This window comes from Polaribacter aquimarinus, assembly GCF_003129485.1.
In the GTDB taxonomy this organism is placed as follows: Bacteria; Bacteroidota; Bacteroidia; order Flavobacteriales; family Flavobacteriaceae; genus Polaribacter; species Polaribacter aquimarinus.
The window spans coordinates 719,300-738,475 of sequence record NZ_QFFG01000001.1 but is presented as its reverse complement, the minus strand read 5'-3'; the positions used below and the strand labels follow the sequence as shown (position 1 = coordinate 738,475).

General features: G+C 29.5%; 18 protein-coding genes. 9 read left to right on the top strand and 9 right to left on the bottom strand.

What is annotated here, in order from left to right; genetic code table 11:
- Position 1: 1 nt before the first annotated feature.
- Positions 2–154 carry a hypothetical protein gene (locus DIS07_RS15035; RefSeq protein ID WP_181374525.1) on the top strand — a complete coding sequence of 51 codons (153 nt, stop codon included), beginning with the start codon at positions 2–4 and terminating at the stop codon, positions 152–154.
- On the opposite strand, the gene DIS07_RS02945 is transcribed toward DIS07_RS15035, so the two are convergent.
- Complete coding sequence (locus DIS07_RS02945) at positions 155–1,267, bottom strand: glycosyltransferase family 2 protein (protein WP_109403719.1); 1,113 nt, start codon at positions 1,265–1,267, stop codon at positions 155–157.
- Positions 1,264–2,223 carry a lysylphosphatidylglycerol synthase domain-containing protein gene (locus DIS07_RS02940; RefSeq protein WP_109403718.1) on the bottom strand — a complete coding sequence of 320 codons (960 nt, stop codon included), beginning with the start codon at positions 2,221–2,223 and terminating at the stop codon, positions 1,264–1,266. Before DIS07_RS02940 ends, DIS07_RS02945 begins: the two co-directional genes overlap by 4 nt.
- 21 nt (positions 2,224–2,244) lie before the next feature.
- On the opposite strand from DIS07_RS02940, the gene ruvC reads away from it, so the two are divergent.
- The 5 genes from ruvC to DIS07_RS02915 are packed head-to-tail and all read left to right on the top strand — an operon-like array spanning position 2,245 to position 5,909.
- On the top strand, positions 2,245–2,799 hold the full coding sequence (gene ruvC, locus DIS07_RS02935) for a crossover junction endodeoxyribonuclease RuvC (protein WP_109403717.1): 555 nt from the start codon (positions 2,245–2,247) through the stop codon (positions 2,797–2,799).
- A gap of 15 nt (positions 2,800–2,814) precedes the next feature.
- Positions 2,815–3,948 (top strand): radical SAM family heme chaperone HemW, encoded by a 1,134-nt coding sequence (gene hemW, locus DIS07_RS02930; RefSeq protein WP_109403716.1) that lies wholly within the window; start codon positions 2,815–2,817, stop codon positions 3,946–3,948.
- Positions 3,949–3,974: 26 nt separating this feature from the next.
- Positions 3,975–4,727 carry a cyclase family protein gene (locus tag DIS07_RS02925; protein WP_109403715.1) on the top strand — a complete coding sequence of 251 codons (753 nt, stop codon included), beginning with the start codon at positions 3,975–3,977 and terminating at the stop codon, positions 4,725–4,727.
- The gene (locus tag DIS07_RS02920) at positions 4,727–5,680 is read left to right on the top strand and encodes an alpha/beta fold hydrolase (protein ID WP_109403714.1); all 954 of its coding nucleotides are present in this window, start codon (positions 4,727–4,729) and stop codon (positions 5,678–5,680) included. Before DIS07_RS02925 ends, DIS07_RS02920 begins: the two co-directional genes overlap by 1 nt.
- Positions 5,673–5,909, top strand: a complete 237-nt coding sequence (locus DIS07_RS02915) for a hypothetical protein (protein WP_109403713.1) — start codon at positions 5,673–5,675, stop codon at positions 5,907–5,909. The genes DIS07_RS02920 and DIS07_RS02915 overlap by 8 nt, the downstream gene beginning before the upstream one ends.
- Before the next feature lie 28 nt (positions 5,910–5,937).
- Here the strand turns inward: DIS07_RS02915 and DIS07_RS02910 are convergent, their stop codons facing one another.
- Together DIS07_RS02910 and DIS07_RS02905 are read right to left on the bottom strand one after the other, a co-directional pair.
- Complete coding sequence (locus tag DIS07_RS02910) at positions 5,938–6,195, bottom strand: hypothetical protein (protein WP_109403712.1); 258 nt, start codon at positions 6,193–6,195, stop codon at positions 5,938–5,940.
- Entirely contained in the window at positions 6,196–7,176 is a 981-nt protein-coding gene (locus DIS07_RS02905; protein ID WP_109403711.1) for a magnesium and cobalt transport protein CorA, read from the bottom strand.
- Between the two features lie 45 nt (positions 7,177–7,221).
- Here DIS07_RS02905 and DIS07_RS02900 point away from each other — a divergent pair, with 45 nt between their 5' ends.
- Positions 7,222–7,590: an MmcQ/YjbR family DNA-binding protein gene (locus tag DIS07_RS02900; RefSeq protein ID WP_109403710.1), complete on the top strand. Its 369-nt coding sequence runs from the start codon at positions 7,222–7,224 to the stop codon at positions 7,588–7,590.
- Position 7,591: 1 nt separating this feature from the next.
- Complete coding sequence (locus tag DIS07_RS02895) at positions 7,592–8,143, top strand: 5-formyltetrahydrofolate cyclo-ligase (protein WP_109403709.1); 552 nt, start codon at positions 7,592–7,594, stop codon at positions 8,141–8,143.
- A gap of 4 nt (positions 8,144–8,147) precedes the next feature.
- Here DIS07_RS02895 and DIS07_RS02890 read toward each other — a convergent pair whose 3' ends face one another.
- Positions 8,148–11,426, bottom strand: a complete 3,279-nt coding sequence (locus DIS07_RS02890) for an amidohydrolase family protein (protein ID WP_109403708.1) — start codon at positions 11,424–11,426, stop codon at positions 8,148–8,150.
- Positions 11,427–11,475: 49 nt separating this feature from the next.
- Positions 11,476–14,502, bottom strand: coding sequence for an aminotransferase class III-fold pyridoxal phosphate-dependent enzyme (locus DIS07_RS02885; protein ID WP_109403707.1), 3,027 nt, complete (start codon positions 14,500–14,502; stop codon positions 11,476–11,478).
- Between the two features lie 79 nt (positions 14,503–14,581).
- On the opposite strand from DIS07_RS02885, the gene ade reads away from it, so the two are divergent.
- On the top strand, positions 14,582–16,204 hold the full coding sequence (gene ade / locus DIS07_RS02880; RefSeq protein WP_109403706.1) for an adenine deaminase: 1,623 nt from the start codon (positions 14,582–14,584) through the stop codon (positions 16,202–16,204).
- A gap of 10 nt (positions 16,205–16,214) precedes the next feature.
- Here the strand turns inward: ade and manA are convergent, their stop codons facing one another.
- Genes manA through DIS07_RS02865 form a run of 3 tightly spaced genes read right to left on the bottom strand, consistent with a single transcriptional unit; the run spans position 16,215 to position 19,085 of the window.
- Positions 16,215–17,438 carry a mannose-6-phosphate isomerase, class I gene (gene manA, locus DIS07_RS02875; protein ID WP_109403705.1) on the bottom strand — a complete coding sequence of 408 codons (1,224 nt, stop codon included), beginning with the start codon at positions 17,436–17,438 and terminating at the stop codon, positions 16,215–16,217.
- Positions 17,439–17,445: 7 nt separating this feature from the next.
- Positions 17,446–17,868 (bottom strand): glycosyltransferase, encoded by a 423-nt coding sequence (locus DIS07_RS02870; RefSeq protein WP_109403704.1) that lies wholly within the window; start codon positions 17,866–17,868, stop codon positions 17,446–17,448.
- An 8-nt stretch (positions 17,869–17,876) separates the two neighbouring features.
- A complete protein-coding gene (locus tag DIS07_RS02865) occupies positions 17,877–19,085 on the bottom strand; it encodes a glycosyltransferase (protein ID WP_109403703.1) in 1,209 nt (402 codons plus the stop codon).
- Positions 19,086–19,176: the final 91 nt, after the last annotated feature.

The window sequence follows — 19,176 nt, the reverse complement described above, 5'->3', positions numbered from 1 at the left end:
AATGAGTAAGAGAAATATTAAATTTCAAAGAAAATTTAGTAGTACAAGAGTAAAACAAGCTAAACCCAAAAAAGGACTTTTCTTAGTACTGCTTTTAGCAATAGCTTTAATTCTTTGGTTTAAAGCAGAAGCAATCATGGATTACTTTTTTTAGTTATTTCTTATACTTTCTTCCTTTCCAGTGGTATTTTGAAGTTAGTGTTAAAAAAATGACATAAATACTAAAGAATGGGTGACAAATACATGTAGGAATATACCACTTCATAAAATTTATTTTTTGATTAAAAAAAAGCATTGCTTTTTTTAATAAAAACCAATCAATAATAATTTTTAATCCTAAACTAATCAGAATTAATTTTAAAGAACCTGTAAATACACAAAAAATAGTAAAGAGATTCATTAATAAAACTATCAAACCAATTAGTTTTACTTTTAAAGAATTAAAATGACTTGTTTTTGCTGCCCATCTTGTACGTTGATTTATTAAATCTGACCAGTTTTTTACAGGAAAAGTTGTAACAATAGCATCTTTAGATTTTAAATATTGAACACTTTTTTTATCACTTTCTATAAATTTTTCAAATAGAAAAACATCATCACCACTTGCCATAGTGTCATTTCCATCAAAACCATTCAATTTAAAAAAATCGTTTTTACGATAAGCTAAATTTGCACCATTACATAAAAAAGGGAAATTCATTCCAAAACTACCAATAGTAGTTCCTTGCATACTCATAAAATCTAACAGTTGAAATTGTTCTAAGAAGTTGTTTTTAACTTGGTAATTTACTGGAGCAACTACCATTTTTGGATGATTTTTTTGAATAAAAGCATCCAAAGTTTTTAACCATTTTTCAGGTAAAAAACAATCTGCATCAGTGGTAACAATCCACTCGTTTTTAGCAACTGAAATAGCGGTTGTAATGGCATCTTTTTTTGGAGAGTTGGATGTTCGTTTGTTTTTTAAAAGTTGAAATGTCATTCTAACATTAGGAAGCATCTTTTTAATAATCTCAACAGAATCATCAGAAGAATCATCATCAACAAAAATGAATTCTACAAGTTTACTTGGGTAATTTAATTTGCTAATGGAATCTAATAAAATAGGTAAGTTTTTAGCTTCATTTCTAAACGGAATTACAACCGAAAATTTAGTTGTTGCTAGTTCAGATTTGTCAATAAATTCATCAACTTTATAAAAACCAATGGTAAGAAATATGATTAAAATTGTATAAAGTGTACATATAAAAACTATAACCCAAATCATTTTGTGAAATTAGGTTTAAAAGTTAGTACAAAATAGCTTCCAATAACTGCTGGTATCGCAAAGTTTAATATCCAAATTAGAGTCACAGCATTTAAAACAATGAGAATGTCCACTTTTAAAAAAGAGAAAACCCATATAGCAACTGTACTTTTTAAAACGATATCAAAAAAAGAAAGCATAGGAACAATGGAAGCAATTAAATAAATAGAAGTTATTGCAGCAATTGTATCTAAATATGGGATTTCAATTCCAAATAAAACCAATAAAAAATAGAATTGATGAGAAAAAACAAGATACCTAAGAAATGAAAGACTCAATATTTTTAAGTTTAATGAGAATGATATTTTTTGAATAAAATTTTTAATTCTTTGAAGATAAGAGGCTCCAGTTTGAAAGCTTTTAATCAAAAGATAAATAATAGAAAAAGCTAAAAATATAATGATTAGAATGCCAAAAACGGAGTTGAAATTTATCTTTACAGGGTATTTAGAAACAAAAAAAGAAAAACCAATACTTCCAAAGAATAAAGTAGCAATCAATTGATAAAAGTTTCCAATAAAGTTAAATCCTAAAATTTGTTTTCTCAAAGGTTTTTTAAAATACATAGATTTTGCTCCGTATTCACCAATTCTATTTGGTGTTATAAGTGATGTAGTTAATGAAGCTAAACACTGAGTTGTAGCTATTTTAAATGAAATATTTTGAATAATATTAACCAAATTTTGCCATTTTAAAATTTCTAACACCCAATTAAAAACACTAAAAAAAAGAAGAATGCATAGATTTTTTACAGTAAAAATGTTTTTCTGAATCAATTCATTTTTAAAAAAGGAAAAGTTAATATCATTATTAAAAACTAACTTTTGATAAATAAAAAAAGCACATCCAAATACAATGGTTAGTTTTATGAGCAACCAAAAGAATTGTTTAGATTTGTATGTAAGCGAAATTTGCATTTATACAAAGAACGATAAAATTTGAGTACTGAAAAAATCATATTAGGTATTGATCCAGGAACTACGATAATGGGTTTTGGATTGATAAAAGTAGTTGGGAAAAAGATGGAATTTATTCAAATGAATGAACTACAACTTAAAAAATATGATGACCATTATTTAAAACTCAAACTCATTTTTGAGCGCACTATTGAGTTGATAGATTCTTACAATCCTGATGAAATTGCAATTGAAGCTCCTTTTTTTGGTAAGAATGTGCAATCGATGTTAAAATTGGGTAGAGCACAAGGTGTTGCAATGGCAGCAGGTTTGTCACGCGAAATTCCGATTACAGAGTATTTGCCTAAAAAAATAAAAATGGCAATTACCGGAAATGGAAATGCAAGCAAAGAACAAGTGGCTTTGATGTTAAAATCGCTTTTGAATTTAAAAACTTTGCCTAAAAACTTAGATGCTACAGATGGTTTAGCTGCAGCAGTTTGTCATTTTTACAATTCAGGTAAAGTAGTTGGTGGGAAAAATTATACAGGTTGGGCAAGTTTTGTGAAGCAGAATGAAAAACGTGTTAAAAAGTAACTTCTAAATTGTTTTATGGCAGGAATCTACATTCACATACCATTTTGTAAACAAGCGTGTTTTTATTGCGATTTTCATTTTTCTACATCGTTAAAAAAGAAAGATGAATTGATTGCTTGTTTGATTAAAGAAATCGAAATTAGAAAAGATGAACTTCAAAATCAAATCATAGAAACTATTTACTTTGGTGGCGGAACTCCGAGTTTATTAACAACACAAGAAATTCATAGCATAATTGATGCTGTTTATGCAAATCATACAGTTATTGAAAAACCAGAAATTACCTTAGAGGCTAATCCTGATGATTTGTTAGAAGAAAAAATAATAGAACTTTCTAAATCTCCAATTAACAGATTAAGTATTGGGATTCAATCCTTTTTTGAGAAAGATTTAAAGCTGATGAATCGTGCACACAATTCGAAAGAAGCTAAAAAATGTTTGGAAATAGCAACTCAATATTTTTCTAATATATCCCTAGATTTAATTTATGGAATTCCAGACTGTACCCACCAAGAATGGAAAGAAAATATACAAACGGCATTGAGTTTTGAGATTCCGCATATTTCTAGTTATGCATTAACTGTAGAGCCAAAAACAGCTTTAGATTCTTTTATTAAAAAAGGAATTATTAAAAATGTTGATGATGAAAAAGCCGAAGAACAATTCAATATTTTAATTGATGAATTACAAAAAGCAAATTTTGTTCATTATGAAACTTCCAATTTTGGAAAACAGGGTTTTTTTAGTAAAAACAATTCCTCCTATTGGTTAGGAAAACCGTATTTGGGTATTGGTCCTTCTGCACACTCTTTTGATGGAGAAACAAGAAGTTGGAATGTGAGAAATAATTCGAAATATATAAACACAATTCAACAAAATAAACTTCCAATAGAAAGAGAAATACTATCTAAAAAAGATAGATATAATGAATATATTATGACAGGTTTACGCACTATTTGGGGCGTTTCTTTGGCAAAAATAAATACTGATTTTGGAGAAAAATATGTTGAATATTTAGAAAATCAATCTAAAAAATTTATTGAGCAAGAATTATTGTATATTGAAAACCAAATATTATTAACCACAAAAAAAGGGAAGTTTTTATCTGATGGAATAGCATCCGATTTATTCCTCTTAAATTTAAAATAATAGTTACTGAAACAAGTTCAGCATACATGAAAGCAATAGTAGAATATAATTCGAGAAAAATAACAGTAGATATCTCAAATCCTATAGATATTTCTATTCCTATAGACCCTAAAAGAAAGAATGTAAATGCTTGGTATATTGATGCTCCAAAAATTTCAGCAGAAACAGAAGATGGTTATGAAATAAGCGTTGCTAATGGTGCAGTTGTTAACTTTAACAGTATTCATTTTAATCCACATTCGCATATTACACATACAGAATGTGTGGGGCATATTACAGAAAAAGTACATTCTGTAAACAAAAATTTAAAATATTTCATTTTTTTAGCAGAAGTGGTTACCATAGCTCCTTTGTTTCATAATGGAGATTTTCTTATAGGAGTAAAGCAGTTAAAAAATGCCTTGAAAAATAAGAAACGTGATGCTATTGTAATTCGTACTTTACCTAATTTAGAGGAAAAAAAGAGTATGGAATACTCAAACACAAATCCAACGTATTTGTCAGAAAAAGCTGCTATCTATTTAAGGGAAAAAGGGATTAAACATTTATTAATTGATCTACCATCTGTAGATAAAGAGAAAGATGAAGGAAAACTTTTGTCTCACAATGCTTTTTGGAATACTGAAGGAGAAATAAGAATGGATGCAACAATAACGGAGTTTATTTATGTGCCTAATGAAGTAGAGGATGGAGAATATTTATTAAACTTAATGATTGCGCCATTTGAAAATGATGCTACACCAAGTAAGCCAGTTTTATATGAAATTGTAAAGGATTGATGAAAAAAAGCAATAAGAAAAAATACATACTCTACACCCTTCTTATTGTACTTTTATTATTGATTAAAGGAGTAATTTATTATGATATTTCTGTTGAAGATTTAAAAAAAGAATATGCTAATGAGCATTCGAAATTTATTGAAATAGATGAAATGCAAGTGCATTATAGAGATGAAGGAAAAGGATTCCCAATTGTCTTAGTTCACGGAACGGCGTCTTCTTTACACACTTGGAATGCTTGGACAAAAGAACTCAAAAAAACTAACAGAATTATTAGAATGGACTTGCCAGCATTTGGACTTACTGGTCCAAACAAAACTGCTGATTATTCTATAAAATCTTACACTAGCTTTTTACATCAATTTTTAGAGAAAGTAAAAGTTACTAAATTTCATTTAGCAGGTAATTCTTTAGGAGGAAATATTGCTTGGAATTATACCGCTGAAAATCCTGATAAAGTTGTAAAACTTATTTTAGTAGACGCAAGCGGATTACCAACAAACAAACCTCAACCTGCAGTTTTTAAAATAGCAAAAACACCTGTTTTAAGTGATTTGTTTTTGTATGTAACACCTAAGTTTTTCATCAAAAAAAACATGAAAGAAGTGTATGCTGATGATTCAAAAATTACTGATGAATTGATTACACGTTATCATAAAATGGCATTAAGAGTTGGCAATAGACAAGCGTTTATTGATAGAGCTAAAATGGATTTTAAATTAGGTTCTAAAGCAAATTTAGAAAAACTAAAAAGTGTAAAAACACCCATATTATTACTTTGGGGAGCAAAAGACAATTGGATTCCTTTAAACAATGGAAAACGTATGGATAGCATTTTACCAAACTCAAAATTAGTAATTTTAGAAAATTCAGGTCACGTTCCTATGGAAGAAAATCCTGAAGAGAGTTTGATTGTTTTGAAGGGGTTTTTGAAAGAGTTTTTGAATGAGTAAATATTTAAAACTTATTACACTTTCTATAACATCATTACTGTTATATTATTTAGTTATGAATTCTGAAAGAATTAATGCTACTTTGGTAATGATTCAAGAAAGCCAATCATCTAAAGGTTTAGGTATTTTAATTCTAATTTATATTGGAAAATGGTTTTTATTACTTTTTGGTATTTTAGGTCTACTGTATTTTTTATTTGAATTGTTAAAACAAAAAAAAGATTTATAATTTTTTTGAAAATTATATAAATTTAAAATTAAGGTTTTTTAATAAAGAACATTCTATAAAATCCAATAACTACAAACACTAGACCTATAATTGTTGGATACAGTCCATTACTTAAAATTGGATAGTTTGTTCTTGAGCTCATTTGAATACTAATATCATCAGAAAACCACCTTTTTAATCCACCAATTGAAAATATAATTCCAAAAATGAAACAAAACCAAGTTGTATATCTAGAATCTTTTTTCCTAGCTATTTCCTCTTTTTCACGTTTACTTAATTTTTTCATCTAAAACCATTTCTTACGTTTAAAATACCAAACAGAAATGATAGTTACTAAAACCATAATTCCGAGTAAAATAAAATAGCCATATTTAAATTTTAGTTCGGGTATGTTTTCGAAATTCATCCCATAAATACCTGCTAAAAAAGTCAATGGAATAAAGATAACAGAAAGAATTGTCAAGGTTTTCATTACTTCATTTAAACGATGACCTTGAATACTGAAAATCAAATTGATTTTACTTTCTAGTTCTTGTAATTCAAAATCGATATTAGAAATCAAATTATTAGTTTGCTCTTTTAATTCGCTAAAATATTTTACATCAAAATTATCAATTTCTATTTTCTCTAGTTTTATAATTGTATCTCGTAAACTTAATGTTGCTTTTTTAAAACTGAATAATTCTTGCTTTCTTTTTTCTACGGCAGCAGTAAATTCTGGTGTGGGTTTTATGTTTGAGGAATCTAACTTATCTGCACTTAAATCAGCATATTTCTGATACGTTTCTTGGTAGTTGTCAATAATAGATTCTAAGAGTAAAAACAATAAATAGTCAGTTTTTTTCTTTCTCACAATTCCCTTATTGCCTTCTAAACGCTCACGAATCCAATCAAAGTAATCGCCTTCTTTTTCTTGAATACTCCATAAATAACTAGAAGAAACTACAAAAAGCATTTGTTCAGAATCTAAAACTTCGCTCTTGGTAATTAAGACACGTGTAGAAATAAAAACCAAATCATCTAATAAAATTACTTTGTTAGAATGCTCTTGATTCATAAATAACTTCATTAAAAAATCATCTAACTTGTTCTTAGAAACTATGGTTTTAAAAATTTCAGTGTATTTATTTCCATAGGTGTTTAGCCATTCAATAGTTTGCGTTTTATTACTCAAAATAATTTCAGAAATAGTATCAAAACTATTTTTCTGGTAATTTTCCGCAGAATATGTAATGAGAGAAGTATGTTTTAAAAATTCCTTTTCCATATTGAAAATAATTGTAGATTTGGTTTATAAAGATACTTTTTAAAAATGAATATTGAGCAGTTAAGAGATTTTTGCATTACAAAAAAAGGTGTAACAGAACATTTTCCTTTTGATGATGTTACGCTGGTTTTTAAAGTGATGAATAAGATGTTTGCGCTATCAGGTTTAGACAGGTGGGAAAGAGGAGAAGAAAGTATCAATTTAAAATGTGATCCAGAAAAATCTGAAGAATTGCGTGCAGATTATGAAGGTGTCAATCCAGGTTTTCATATGAGTAAAAAACATTGGAATACTGTTAACGTAAACACCAGTGATGTTTCAGACGATTTGGTTAAAGAACTCATTAACCATTCTTATAATTTGGTTGTAAAAGGTTTGACTAAAAAAGCTAAGATTGAACTAGAAAAATTATAGAGTGAAAAAACTTGAACTTAGAAATATTTACAAGCAAAAGAGAAACGAATTAACTTTTGATGAGATTCAAAATTTACAAGAAAGTATCTATCAGCAAATTTATGATTTAGAGATTTCGCAAGTAGAAAATATACATTTATTTCTAACGTTAAAAAAGTTTAAAGAAATCGATACGCAACCTATAATTGATTATTTTAGAGAACAAAACAAACAAATTGTAGTTTCAAAAAGTAATTTTAGCCAAAATACTTTATCACATTTTATTTTAGAAGAAGATACAGAAATAAAAACCAATACATACGGAATTCCAGAACCTAAAAATGCAGTTCCAATTTCAGAAAAAGAATTGGACTTGGTATTTGTACCTCTCTTAATTTCTGATAAAAACAATTATAGAGTGGGTTATGGAAAAGGTTTTTATGATCGATTTTTAAGCAATTGTAGAGAAGATTGTAAAAAAATAGGTGTAAATTTCTTTAAACCTATTTCTAAAATTTCAGAGATTAATAAATATGATATTCCTTTAGATACTGTGATTTATCCAAAGAAATAAATAACTATTCATGACAACTACATCTTGGAATTAAGAAACTATTGGTTTGAGAATTCAAAGGCATACCTTGATTGTAACCATTTTGTTCAAAATAGAATTTGCTTCTTTTTTTATCGTAATTTCCAATTTCATTCATCGTATCTACATCATACAAACGACCGTTTATCATTGTAAAAATAACAGAATTAGAATTTTTAATATCTTCTAAAGGATTTTTATCAAGAATAATTAAATCGGCTAATTTTCCTTTTTTTAAAGATCCAATTTCATTAGCAACACCAATATAATCTGCTCCATTTATTGTAGCAGCTTTTAATGCTTCATGGTTCGATAATCCACCTTGTTGCAACATCCATAATTCCCAGTGTGCTCCCAATCCTTGTAATTGTCCATGTGCACCTAGATTTACTTTTACACCTTCTTTTGCCAATTCAGTAACTGTTTCTGATGTTAAAATATGGCCGTTTTTATACTCTTCTTCTGGAACCATAGTTCTATGTCTAGAACGCGTATCAATAATGTATCTTGGGGTGTATTTCAGTAAAGTTTTGTTCTCCCAAACCTTCATTTTTTGATACCATTCAAACTCTCCATTCATTCCTCCATAATTTACAATTAATGTAGGTGTGTAACCAGTTTCACTATTTTTCCAAAGAGATAATACATCTTTATAAACAGGGTTTACAGGGATATTATGTTCAATACCTGTATGTCCATCAAAAATCATACTCATATTTGCATAAAAGTTAGAACCTCCTTCTGGAACCACATTTACTTTTTGCTCTCTAGCAGCTTGCATAATTTGTTGACGTTGTTCTCTTCTTGGTTGGTTGTAACTTTTGATGGATTTAGCGCCAAAAGCTTTCGTTCTTGAAATGGCAAAACGTGCATCATCTAAATTGTTTACCACAGCTTTAAAATCGCCTTCAGCTCCGTATAAAATAAACCCAGTCGAAAACATTCTAGGACCAACCAAATTTCCACTTTTTTGTAATTCTTCTAAGGTAAAAGCTGCAGCTGTATGTACAGAAGGGTCATGAGAAGTAGTAACTCCAAAAGCTAAATTGGCATAAAATTGCCAATGTTTCTGTGTGCTTAAACCATTTCTAAAAGCACCAACATGCGCATGAACATCAACAATACCAGGCATAATTGTTTTCCCTTTTAGGTCATAAACCTTTGCATCAGTAGGAATTTTTATTTTTCTTCTTTTACCTATTTGCTCAATTTTATTTTTGTGAATTACGATAGTTCCGTCTTCTATGATTTCGTCACCTTCCATGGTAATAATTCTTACATTCTTGAAAGCAATTCTACCTTCAGGAACATCAGATTTTGTTACTAAATTAATTTTGATAGTAGGTTTTTTGTCAGGGTCTAAATTTGTTTTTGCAAACGGGTTTGTGGTGTTGTTAACAATTGATTTAGTAGCGTATTCATCTCCTAAAGTCCAAAATACTTTTTTGTTATCAGCACTCCAATGCAGGTTAATTCCAGCATTTTCATCTAAGCTTTCTACATTAAATGATTTTGTTTTTTGGTCTAAATTAATTTCACTACCATTCATTACAAAAGGAGCAACATACAATTTATGCAAGTGTATAAAAGCAATCCAATTATTGTTTGGACTGGGAACTAATCTGTTTGCTAATTTTGAAGAAAAATGACTTTTTTCTTCTTTTCCATTTAAATCTACACTTTTTAATTTTTTAGTTAATCCTCCAAAAAATGAACCTCCAGTTTGAAAGAAAATACGTTTGTCATCTGAAGAAAACATAGGGAATTCTCCAGTTTTAGAGATTCTTTTAGGTGATGTTCCATCAGTATTTACGATATAAATTCCAGTTTTTTTAGTATAATCATATCCTTGATCACCATTTCCAGATTCTTTTCTGTAAACAATTTTAGTATTTGCATTATTATATTTTGGAGTCCTGTAAATTCCTTTTTTATTGGTGATTTTTATCAAACCAGAACCATCTAAATTTACTTTGTAAATACTTCCCAACTTTTCATCATTCCAACTTACAAATAAAATAGCATTCCCATCAGCAGAGAAACTTGGTTCTGCTTCAAAATCAGTTAAATTAGTTATTCTTGTTGGTATTCCGTTTGGTAAAGATTTCTTGTAAAGATGACCTAAGGCAGTAAAAACAAGTGTTTTTTCATCAGGAGAAGTCTGAGCATCCTTAATCATTTTAGAGCTGAATTCAGTACTGAAAACTTCTCTTTTTACACGATGTGTTTTCGCTAATTTCACCTCTTGATCTACCTGAAAAGGAATGTTTGTAACCTCTTTAGAATCGATATTTATACTGTTAATTTTTCCTTGACTCCAAAAAACAATGTCTTTATTGTTCGGTAACCAAGCAAAATGAGGATACACACCAAAAACTGCCCAAGCTTCACTTTGATCTTTACTTAAATCATCATAAATAGGGTATTCTTTTCCGGTTTCTAACTCATGAATGTATAAAACCGTTTTTGTTCTTACTCGTTTTACAAATGCTAATAACTTTCCGTCTTTAGAAACAACGGGTCTTGCTGCTCCACCAGGACCTCCAGTAATTCTTTCAGTTTTTCCTGTTTCAAAATTATATTGATTGATAACATAAATCTGTTTATTTGGATCCTTGTTGTATTGGAAATATCCTCCAGGATACATGTCTTCTGCATAATATAAATACTTTCCATCAGAAGAAATAGAAGGGTCATTCACATCTTGTTGGTCGTTTTTTCTTTTGGTTAATCGTAATCCAGCAGTTCCAGAAAGAGGATATTGCCACATTTCTCCAGCACCCACAGAACGTTGAGATGTGTAGTGTTTTCTGGCTACTAGAGATTTACCATCTGGTGTCCAAACAGCGTTATTGAGTAATCTGTATTTTTCTTTTGTAATGGATTTTGCATTTTTACCATCAGCTGTCATTACCCAAATATTATTCCCTCCTTCTGCATCACTTGTAAAAGAAATGTATTTTCCATTAGGGCTAAATCTAGGCTGAACTTCAAAAGCTAAACCCGAACGTAAAACAGTTGTTGTTCCTCCAGAAATAGGCATTTTATAAATATTCCCTAACAAATCAAAAACAATGGTTTTTCCATCAGGAGAAACATCTAAATTCATCCAAGTTCCCTCATCGGTATTCAGCTGAAAAGTTTCATACAACCAGTTTTCATGTGGATTATTAACATTCCATTTTTTTGGTTTTTCAACTTTTTTTTGAGCGCTAATTTGAAATGATACAAAGAGTAGCAGTAATAAGAATATATTTTTATACATTGTTTTTTATTGATTGTCGTTTAAGTTTTATAAATGTAAGAATTCTATTTTAGTTATGTTTCATAAAGTCTTCATCAAAAACTTTTTCTAAGTAAAAAATAACTTCTTTAGCATTTTCTAGAGTAAAGGTTAAAGGTGGTTTTATTTTGATAACATTACGATCTGGTCCATCTGAACTCATTAAAATTCCATAATATTTCATTCTATTAATTAAGTAATCTGTTTTTTCTGATAGAGGATTTAAGTTTTTATTGACCAATTCAAAACCTAAAAATAAACCTTGTCCTCTCACATCACCAATAATTGTATATTTTTTAGTCAAATTTTGTAATTCAGATTTTAAATACTCACCCACTTTTAAAGCATTTTCTTGTAATTTTTTTCTCTTAACTTCTTTTAAAACTTCATTAGCAATCGCACAGGAAACTGGGTTTCCCCCAAATGTGTTAAAGAACTCCATACCGTTGGCAAATTTTTCAGCAACTTTTTTGGTACAGGCCACAGCAGCAATAGGATGTCCATTTCCTAAGGGTTTTCCAATGGTTACAATGTCTGGAACGACATCGTGAAATTGAAATCCCCAAAAGGTTTTTCCCATTCTTCCCACACCAACTTGAACTTCATCAGAAATACACAAACCACCTGCGTTTTTAATTTTTTGATATACTTCTTTTAGAAAGCCTTGAGGTAATTCAATTTGACCACCACAAGAAATAATAGGTTCAATAATAAAACCACCTACTTTTTTATGTTGTTTATGAATTTTATCAATAAGAAGTTGCACTTCTTTCGCATATTTTTTTGCAATATCTTCTCCTCGGTATTTTCCTCGAAAAGTATCAGGAATTGGAAAAATATGTGTGTTTTGTGGTTTACCTTTTCCTCCTTTTCCATCAAACTTATAAGAAGAAATAGCAATGGTTTTGTTTGTGTTACCATGATAACCGTGTTCAGACGCAATAATTTCATCAGAATTTGTATTCGCCTTTATCATTCTAATTGCTAACTCATTGGCTTCACTACCCGAATTTACAAAATGCAAAACGGACAACTCTTCGGGTAAGGTTTCTAAAAGTTCTTTGGCGAGTGTAGTAATATTTTTGTGCAAATAACGAGAATTGGTGTTTAACAAAGCCATTTGCTGTTGACCAGCCTTAACTACATTAAAATTTTCATGGCCAACATGTGCCACATTATTTACAGTATCTAAAAATTTGTTACCAAAAGCATCAATCAAATGTTGATTAGCACCTTTTACAATGTGCAGTGGTTGCTGATATTGTAAACTTAAGCTTTTACCAAGATGCTGTTTTCGTTCATTCAAAATGGTCTGAGAAACATCAATTAAATTTTCTTTAAAACCAGCTAGTTTAAACAATAAATTTGGATTAGGACAAATACTTTTCCAGACATCAATTTGATGAAAATACCCAACACCAGGAAAATCATTTTTATACTCTAATAAAGACAACATTACTTGAAAATGTAGGTGAGGAGCCCAATTTCCATTTTCAGGATAGTTGGCCAATACAGTCACTTGTTCACCTTTTTTTATAAGGTCACCAATAGCATGTTGCTGAACGCTTTCTATAGTATTGTGTCCGTATAAAGTGTAAAATGTGAGTTCTTTTAATTCATGTTTCAACACAATTAATCCTCCATATTCTTTATCACCTTCATCATTAACTGCAATAACTATTTCACCATCAAACAAAGCATGTACAGGAGTGTTTGCTGGCAACCAAAAATCAATGCCTAAATGAATACTTCTGCTTTGTCTTCCATAATTGCCAATGGTATCGTATTCTGTTGAGGTATATAAAGCACGAGGTTCTAAATAACCACCAGCAATGATTTTATCTGGGACTTGTTTTTGAAGTTGTACAATTTTAAATTGAAATAAATCTAAATTATTAAACTCTTCTTGATGGCCCGTAAACGTGCTAGAAACACTCAAGTCTAAATGATGAATTTGATTTCTATTGATAGTTGGAAACAATTCTGATAAAGAAACTTGTTGTTCTTTTGCCCATTTTTCGAATTTTTGTTGATTTGGGTGTGCTGTATACCCACATGCATTTCTAAAACTATAATGTGCAAAATTAGCTGAAATTGTTCTCCATTTTCTCAAAACTTCCCAAGCAGGTTTTTCGCTGATTAGTAAATACTTGTTTTTTGGATTTTCTATTTTGTTGATGGCAGATTTAGTTACAGAAATTACCAATCGAATACCAATTAAAGTGTATAAGAACTCAAGTTCTTTTTCTTCCAATTGAAAAGTAGAATGATAGCCTATTACAATAGCTAAACTTGTTTCTAAAGGATCTTCTGTATCCATAATTGCATAAGCGCAAGTAATTGCCAAATCATTAATGATTTGCGTTTTTACAGCATCGCCAAAGTCTATAATAGCATTTACTTTTGGGTTTGTTAGATTTTCTGAAACTAGTACGTTATTGTCATTCGCATCATTATGAACAACAGATTTTCTTAACTTTTTATAGCTCTTTTGAAAAGATTCAAATTGATTTAGAAAATAAGAAACTACCTTTTCTTCATCCGAAGAAAAAAGGTGTAAATAGTTTTTTGTCCAAAGTGCTTGCGCAGTATCCCAATCTAATTTTCGTTCTGAAAAAGGATGTTCAAAATCAGATAAAGCTCTAGTTATTTTGCCGTTTTTTTCTCCCAAACTAAAGTTTAATTCTTTTAATTTGGGGTTAACGGAGTTCCAAATTCTGCCATTAATCCAAGTTAAAAGTCTAACGGAGTGATTCTTATTATTCAGACTAATTTTAGAAATAAGGACTTTATTTTTATCAAGAATACATCTTGGAGCATTTATAGATTTCTCTTTTGCAGAAATATGAGATAACATTTGTACTTGAAAATCAAGTTCATCAAAATCCGTGTTTTCGGGTGAAATTTTTAAAATATAACTCGATTTACCATCAATTTTAATTTTAAAATTAGCATCTAATTCTCCGGGAAGTTTTGTAGCAGTACCAACGATACTATAACATTGTAAAAGAATGTTTTCTGCGTTTTTAGATGACAAGTTTTTAAAAATAGTATTCATAAAATAAAAATACCATAAAGTTTACAAAGAGCAATACATCAATTTTTATTATTTGTAATTTTGTGTAAAAGCGTCAAATATGATTGTACAAGGTAATATTGTTGATATTCTAAATAAACGAATTTTAAAAGGAGAAATTGTTGTTGAAAACAATCGAATTTTAGAAGTTCGAGAAGCTAATCATAACAAAGAAAATTACATTTTACCAGGTTTTGTAGATGCACATATTCACATAGAAAGTTCAATGTTAGTGCCTAGTGAATTTGCCAAAATTGCAGTTGTACACGGAACTGTAGCAACGGTTTCTGATCCACATGAAATTGCCAATGTTTTGGGTGTAAAAGGTGTCGATTTTATGATTGAAAACGGAAAAAAAGTTCCGTTGAAATTCAATTTTGGAGCACCAAGTTGTGTGCCAGCAACTTCTTTTGAAAGTGCGGGTGCAATAATTGATTCTGATGATATTCAAAAGATAATGGAGAATCCTGACATCAAATATTTAGCAGAAATGATGAATTATCCGGGTGTTTTATTTGACGATGCAGAAGTTTTAAAGAAAATTCAGCATGCAAAGAATAACAACAAACCTATAGATGGTCACGCTCCTGGTTTAAGAGGTGATGATGTAACCAAATATATTGCAGCAGGAATTTCTACAGACCATGAGTGTTTTTCTTACGAGGAAGCTTTAGAGAAATTACAAAAAGGAATGAAGGTGATTATAAGAGAAGGTTCTGCAGCAAAAAACTTTGAAGCTCTAATTGATTTGTTACCTGAACATTTTGAGAATATGATGTTTTGTTCTGATGATAAACATCCAGATGATTTGTTGTTAGGGCACATCAATCAATTGTGTGAAAGAGCTGTAGCTAAAGGAATTGATGTTTTTAAAGTTTTACAAGCAGCTTGTATAAACCCCGTAAAACATTATAATTTAGAGGTTGGTTTGTTGCAAAAAGGTGATTTTGCAGATTTTGTTATCGTTGATACTTTGGAGAAATTCAACGTTTTAGAAACCTATATCAATGGAGAATTGGTTGCTAAAAATGGAAAATCATTTATAAAATCTGTCGATTTTGAAGTTCTGAATAATTTTAATACGGATAAAAAACAAATTGCAGATTTTAGACTTGAATCTTCAGCAAAAAAAATAAGAGTTATTGAAGCCTTGGATGGCGAATTAGTAACCAATCAAATAGAATCAGATTCTTTAATTGTTGATGGGAATTTAGTCTCAAATACAACAACAGATGTTTTAAAAATGACGGTTGTCAATCGTTATCAAAATGATGAACCGGCTATAGCGTTTATCAAAAATTTCGGAATCAAAGAAGGTGCTATTGCAAGTTCAGTTGGGCACGATTCGCACAATATTATTGCAGTTGGAGTTTCTGATGAAGCTATTTGTAAAGCGGTTAATTTAATCATAGAAAATAGAGGAGGAGTTTGTGCTGTTAATGAATCTAAAGAGAAAATTGTTTCGCTACCAGTAGCCGGAATTATGTCTGATAAATCGGCTCAAGAAATTGGAAAGGCTTATGCAGAATTAGATACAATGGCAAAACAAATGGGTAGCAAATTAAGAGCGCCTTATATGAGTTTATCGTTTATGGCGTTGTTGGTAATTCCTTCTTTAAAATTGTCTGACAAAGGATTGTTTGATGGAAATACGTTTCAGTTTATATCTTTAGGGGTTGAATAATACTAAGCCTTTAGTTTCCTACTTTTGCTTTGTAAACAATTGCATTTTTTAAGGAAACAATCTCATAATCACAGTTTGCTTTTAGAAAAACAGATTGCCCTTTAGTTAGTTTTAATGAATTATTTTTATCTCTGATTTCAACTTCTCCTTTTAACAATAATAAAATTTGTGGTGTTTTTGATACCGATTTGTAAACTTTAGAAATTGGGATTTTAATTTCACTTAGTTCAAAATCTTTTACTGGAGTAAGAAAAATTCTTTCTAAATTATCTTTTTGTTTTTCGCCATTTAAAATATTAGGAATTGTAGCTTTAAAAGATATATGTTTGAGTAGTTCATTTACATCTATGTGCTTCTGTGTTAATCCTCCGCGTAAAACATTATCAGAATTAGCCATTAATTCTATATTCTGACCTTCTAGGTATGCATGAGGAACACCAGCATCTTGGAAAATAGCTTCCCCTTTTTGTAACTGAACAAGATTAAAAAAATAAATAGAAAAGATTCCCTTATCCAAGTTGTTTTTCTCCGCTGAACTAGCAACTGCTTTTGCAGCCCAATAATCTGGAGAGTTTTTCTCTAATTTTCCTGCCCAATACAATGGCATAATTCTTTGAGTTAAAGGATTTAATATCTTGTAAATTTCTTCCTTAGAGAAACTCATAACTTTCTTATATAATCCTAAATATCCATCTTTTATAAAAATAGGCATTAATGAGGCTAGCTCCTTAGTGTTTTTTAATACTTTTTCTAGTTTATCTTTGGGCAAGAAACCATGTAATAACCAAAATTCACTTAAGGCTACCATAATTTCAGGTTTATGGTTGTCATCTTTGTAATTTCTGTAAGGTGCATTCAACGGAATACCCAAATCATTTTCAAGTTTAAATCCTATTTCTGCAGCCTTTTTTGTTGGATGAACTTGTATTGATAGCATTTCTTTTACATCTAAGACTTTGAATAAAAAAGGAAGTTTACCAAACTTATGAAGTGTCTCTTTACCTAAACTTTCAAATAAATTATTTTTTAAATAAGTATCTAAAGGAATATTTCCTTTTAATGTAGAAATAAATGAAGGTGCACTTGTATGAGCACCCAACCAATACTCAGCACATTTCTGATGATTTGATTTTATTTTTAATAATTCTGAGATATAATTTTTACCACCCCAAGCATAATTTTGTGTTTTTCCAATTATAGGAAGTAATTTAGGTGAAAGAGTTGCTGTATTCATTCTGTTTTTATTTTATAATTTCTTCGAGAGAAAAAACATTTTTTAAAATTTTTCTATTAGAGGCTTTTGAGATGATATTTATTACTTTTTTATTGTCGTCAATACATTGAAGAAGATGCTCTGGGTTTTTATGTTTTCTATATTTAGAAAACTCAAAATAAACAATAGAATTAAAATCTTCATTATTCTTTAGATATCTTACACCAGCTTTAATTGCTGCGTTTTTACCTTTATTTCTTTTTATATCTATAATTGAAATATTCTTGTAGTTAAATTTTTTAATTTCTTTTAATTTGTCTAATGTTTTGTCTTTACTTGCATTATTTACAAAACAGAAATTAGAGGCTCTGTTATTTAAAAATACTTTAAAATAGTTTTCAGTAATCTCTTTTTCATCATTAAAGAAAAGTAGTATTATTCCTGTTTTCATCTCTATTTTTAAGCAGATTTAGATAGTAACATATCATCATTTAAATTGATTTCAATTTCTTTGGCGGGTTTTGTTTTTTTATTTCTGTAATGCAACGCTATTTGTCCTAACTGACCAATAATTTTAAAAGAATCTTTCATAGATAGTTTAGAACCATCTGCATGAATCCATCTTTTTAGAGGTTGCTCACAAAGCATTTTTTTAGCATTCTCTAAGCCATATTTTAGTGTAATTCTTTTAAAAATTTCCACATCAAAAATCCATTGCGTTACAAATTTGTCATTAAATGAAGTTTCAATAACATCTTTATGAAAGATTTTAGCGCCACATTGCGTGTCTTTAAAATCCATAGAAAGTATTTTTCTAATGATATAATTTACTGATAAACTGATTATTTTTCTTGCTGATTCTTTGGTAATATTCGCTCCCATTCTACTAATTCTAGAACCACTTACAATCTTGTAATCTGAACTTTCTATAGTGCTTACTAAGTCATCAAAATCTGATAAATCTGTAGATAAATCGGCATCTAAAAACCCGATGTAATCCAAATCTTGCTTTTTAGCCATGTGCAACATTCCTAATCTTACAGCCTCTGCTTTTCCTCCATTTTGTTCACAATCATATACAGTAATAAAATCTTCTCTACCTTTTCTTAATTCGTTTAATACTTGCAATGTATTGTCTTTACTACCATCGTTAACAAAACACAAATGGTATCCAGAGTTTTTCTTGATAAATGAAGTAAATGCTGCACTTAACAGACGCTCTTCTTCATTGTAACAAGGAATAACAACGCCAACACACCTTTTCTGTATTAAAACATCTTGAAAATTTTTTGCTAATTTATTTTGTTGTGGTAAGCCAATTAATCTCTTAGTTCTAGCACAAACCTCTCCTAAACTTAGTGGTTTTTTCATATAGTCATTCACTCCTAAATCAAAAGCTTTTGCAATAATTTTATCATCAGTATTTCCAGATAAAATCATTATTGGAGTTTCAGATTGTTTTTCTTCTCTAATGTAATTCACAATATCTAAACCAGAGGTAGTAGGCATATTTATGTCTACAATAACTAAATCTGGTTGAAAAGAATCAATTAATACTTTACCCGAAAGAGCAGAAGTTGCTGTTTTTACATCATAACCTAATTCTTTTAATCTAAGTTCTAATGGGATTAAAACTAATTTCTGATCGTCTATTGCTAATACTTTCATCTTGTTCTGTTTTTGTGTTAAATACGCTACAAATGTACGTTAGCATGGAAGTTGCTTTTCACATTTCGCGCCAAAACCTGCTCGATGTTTA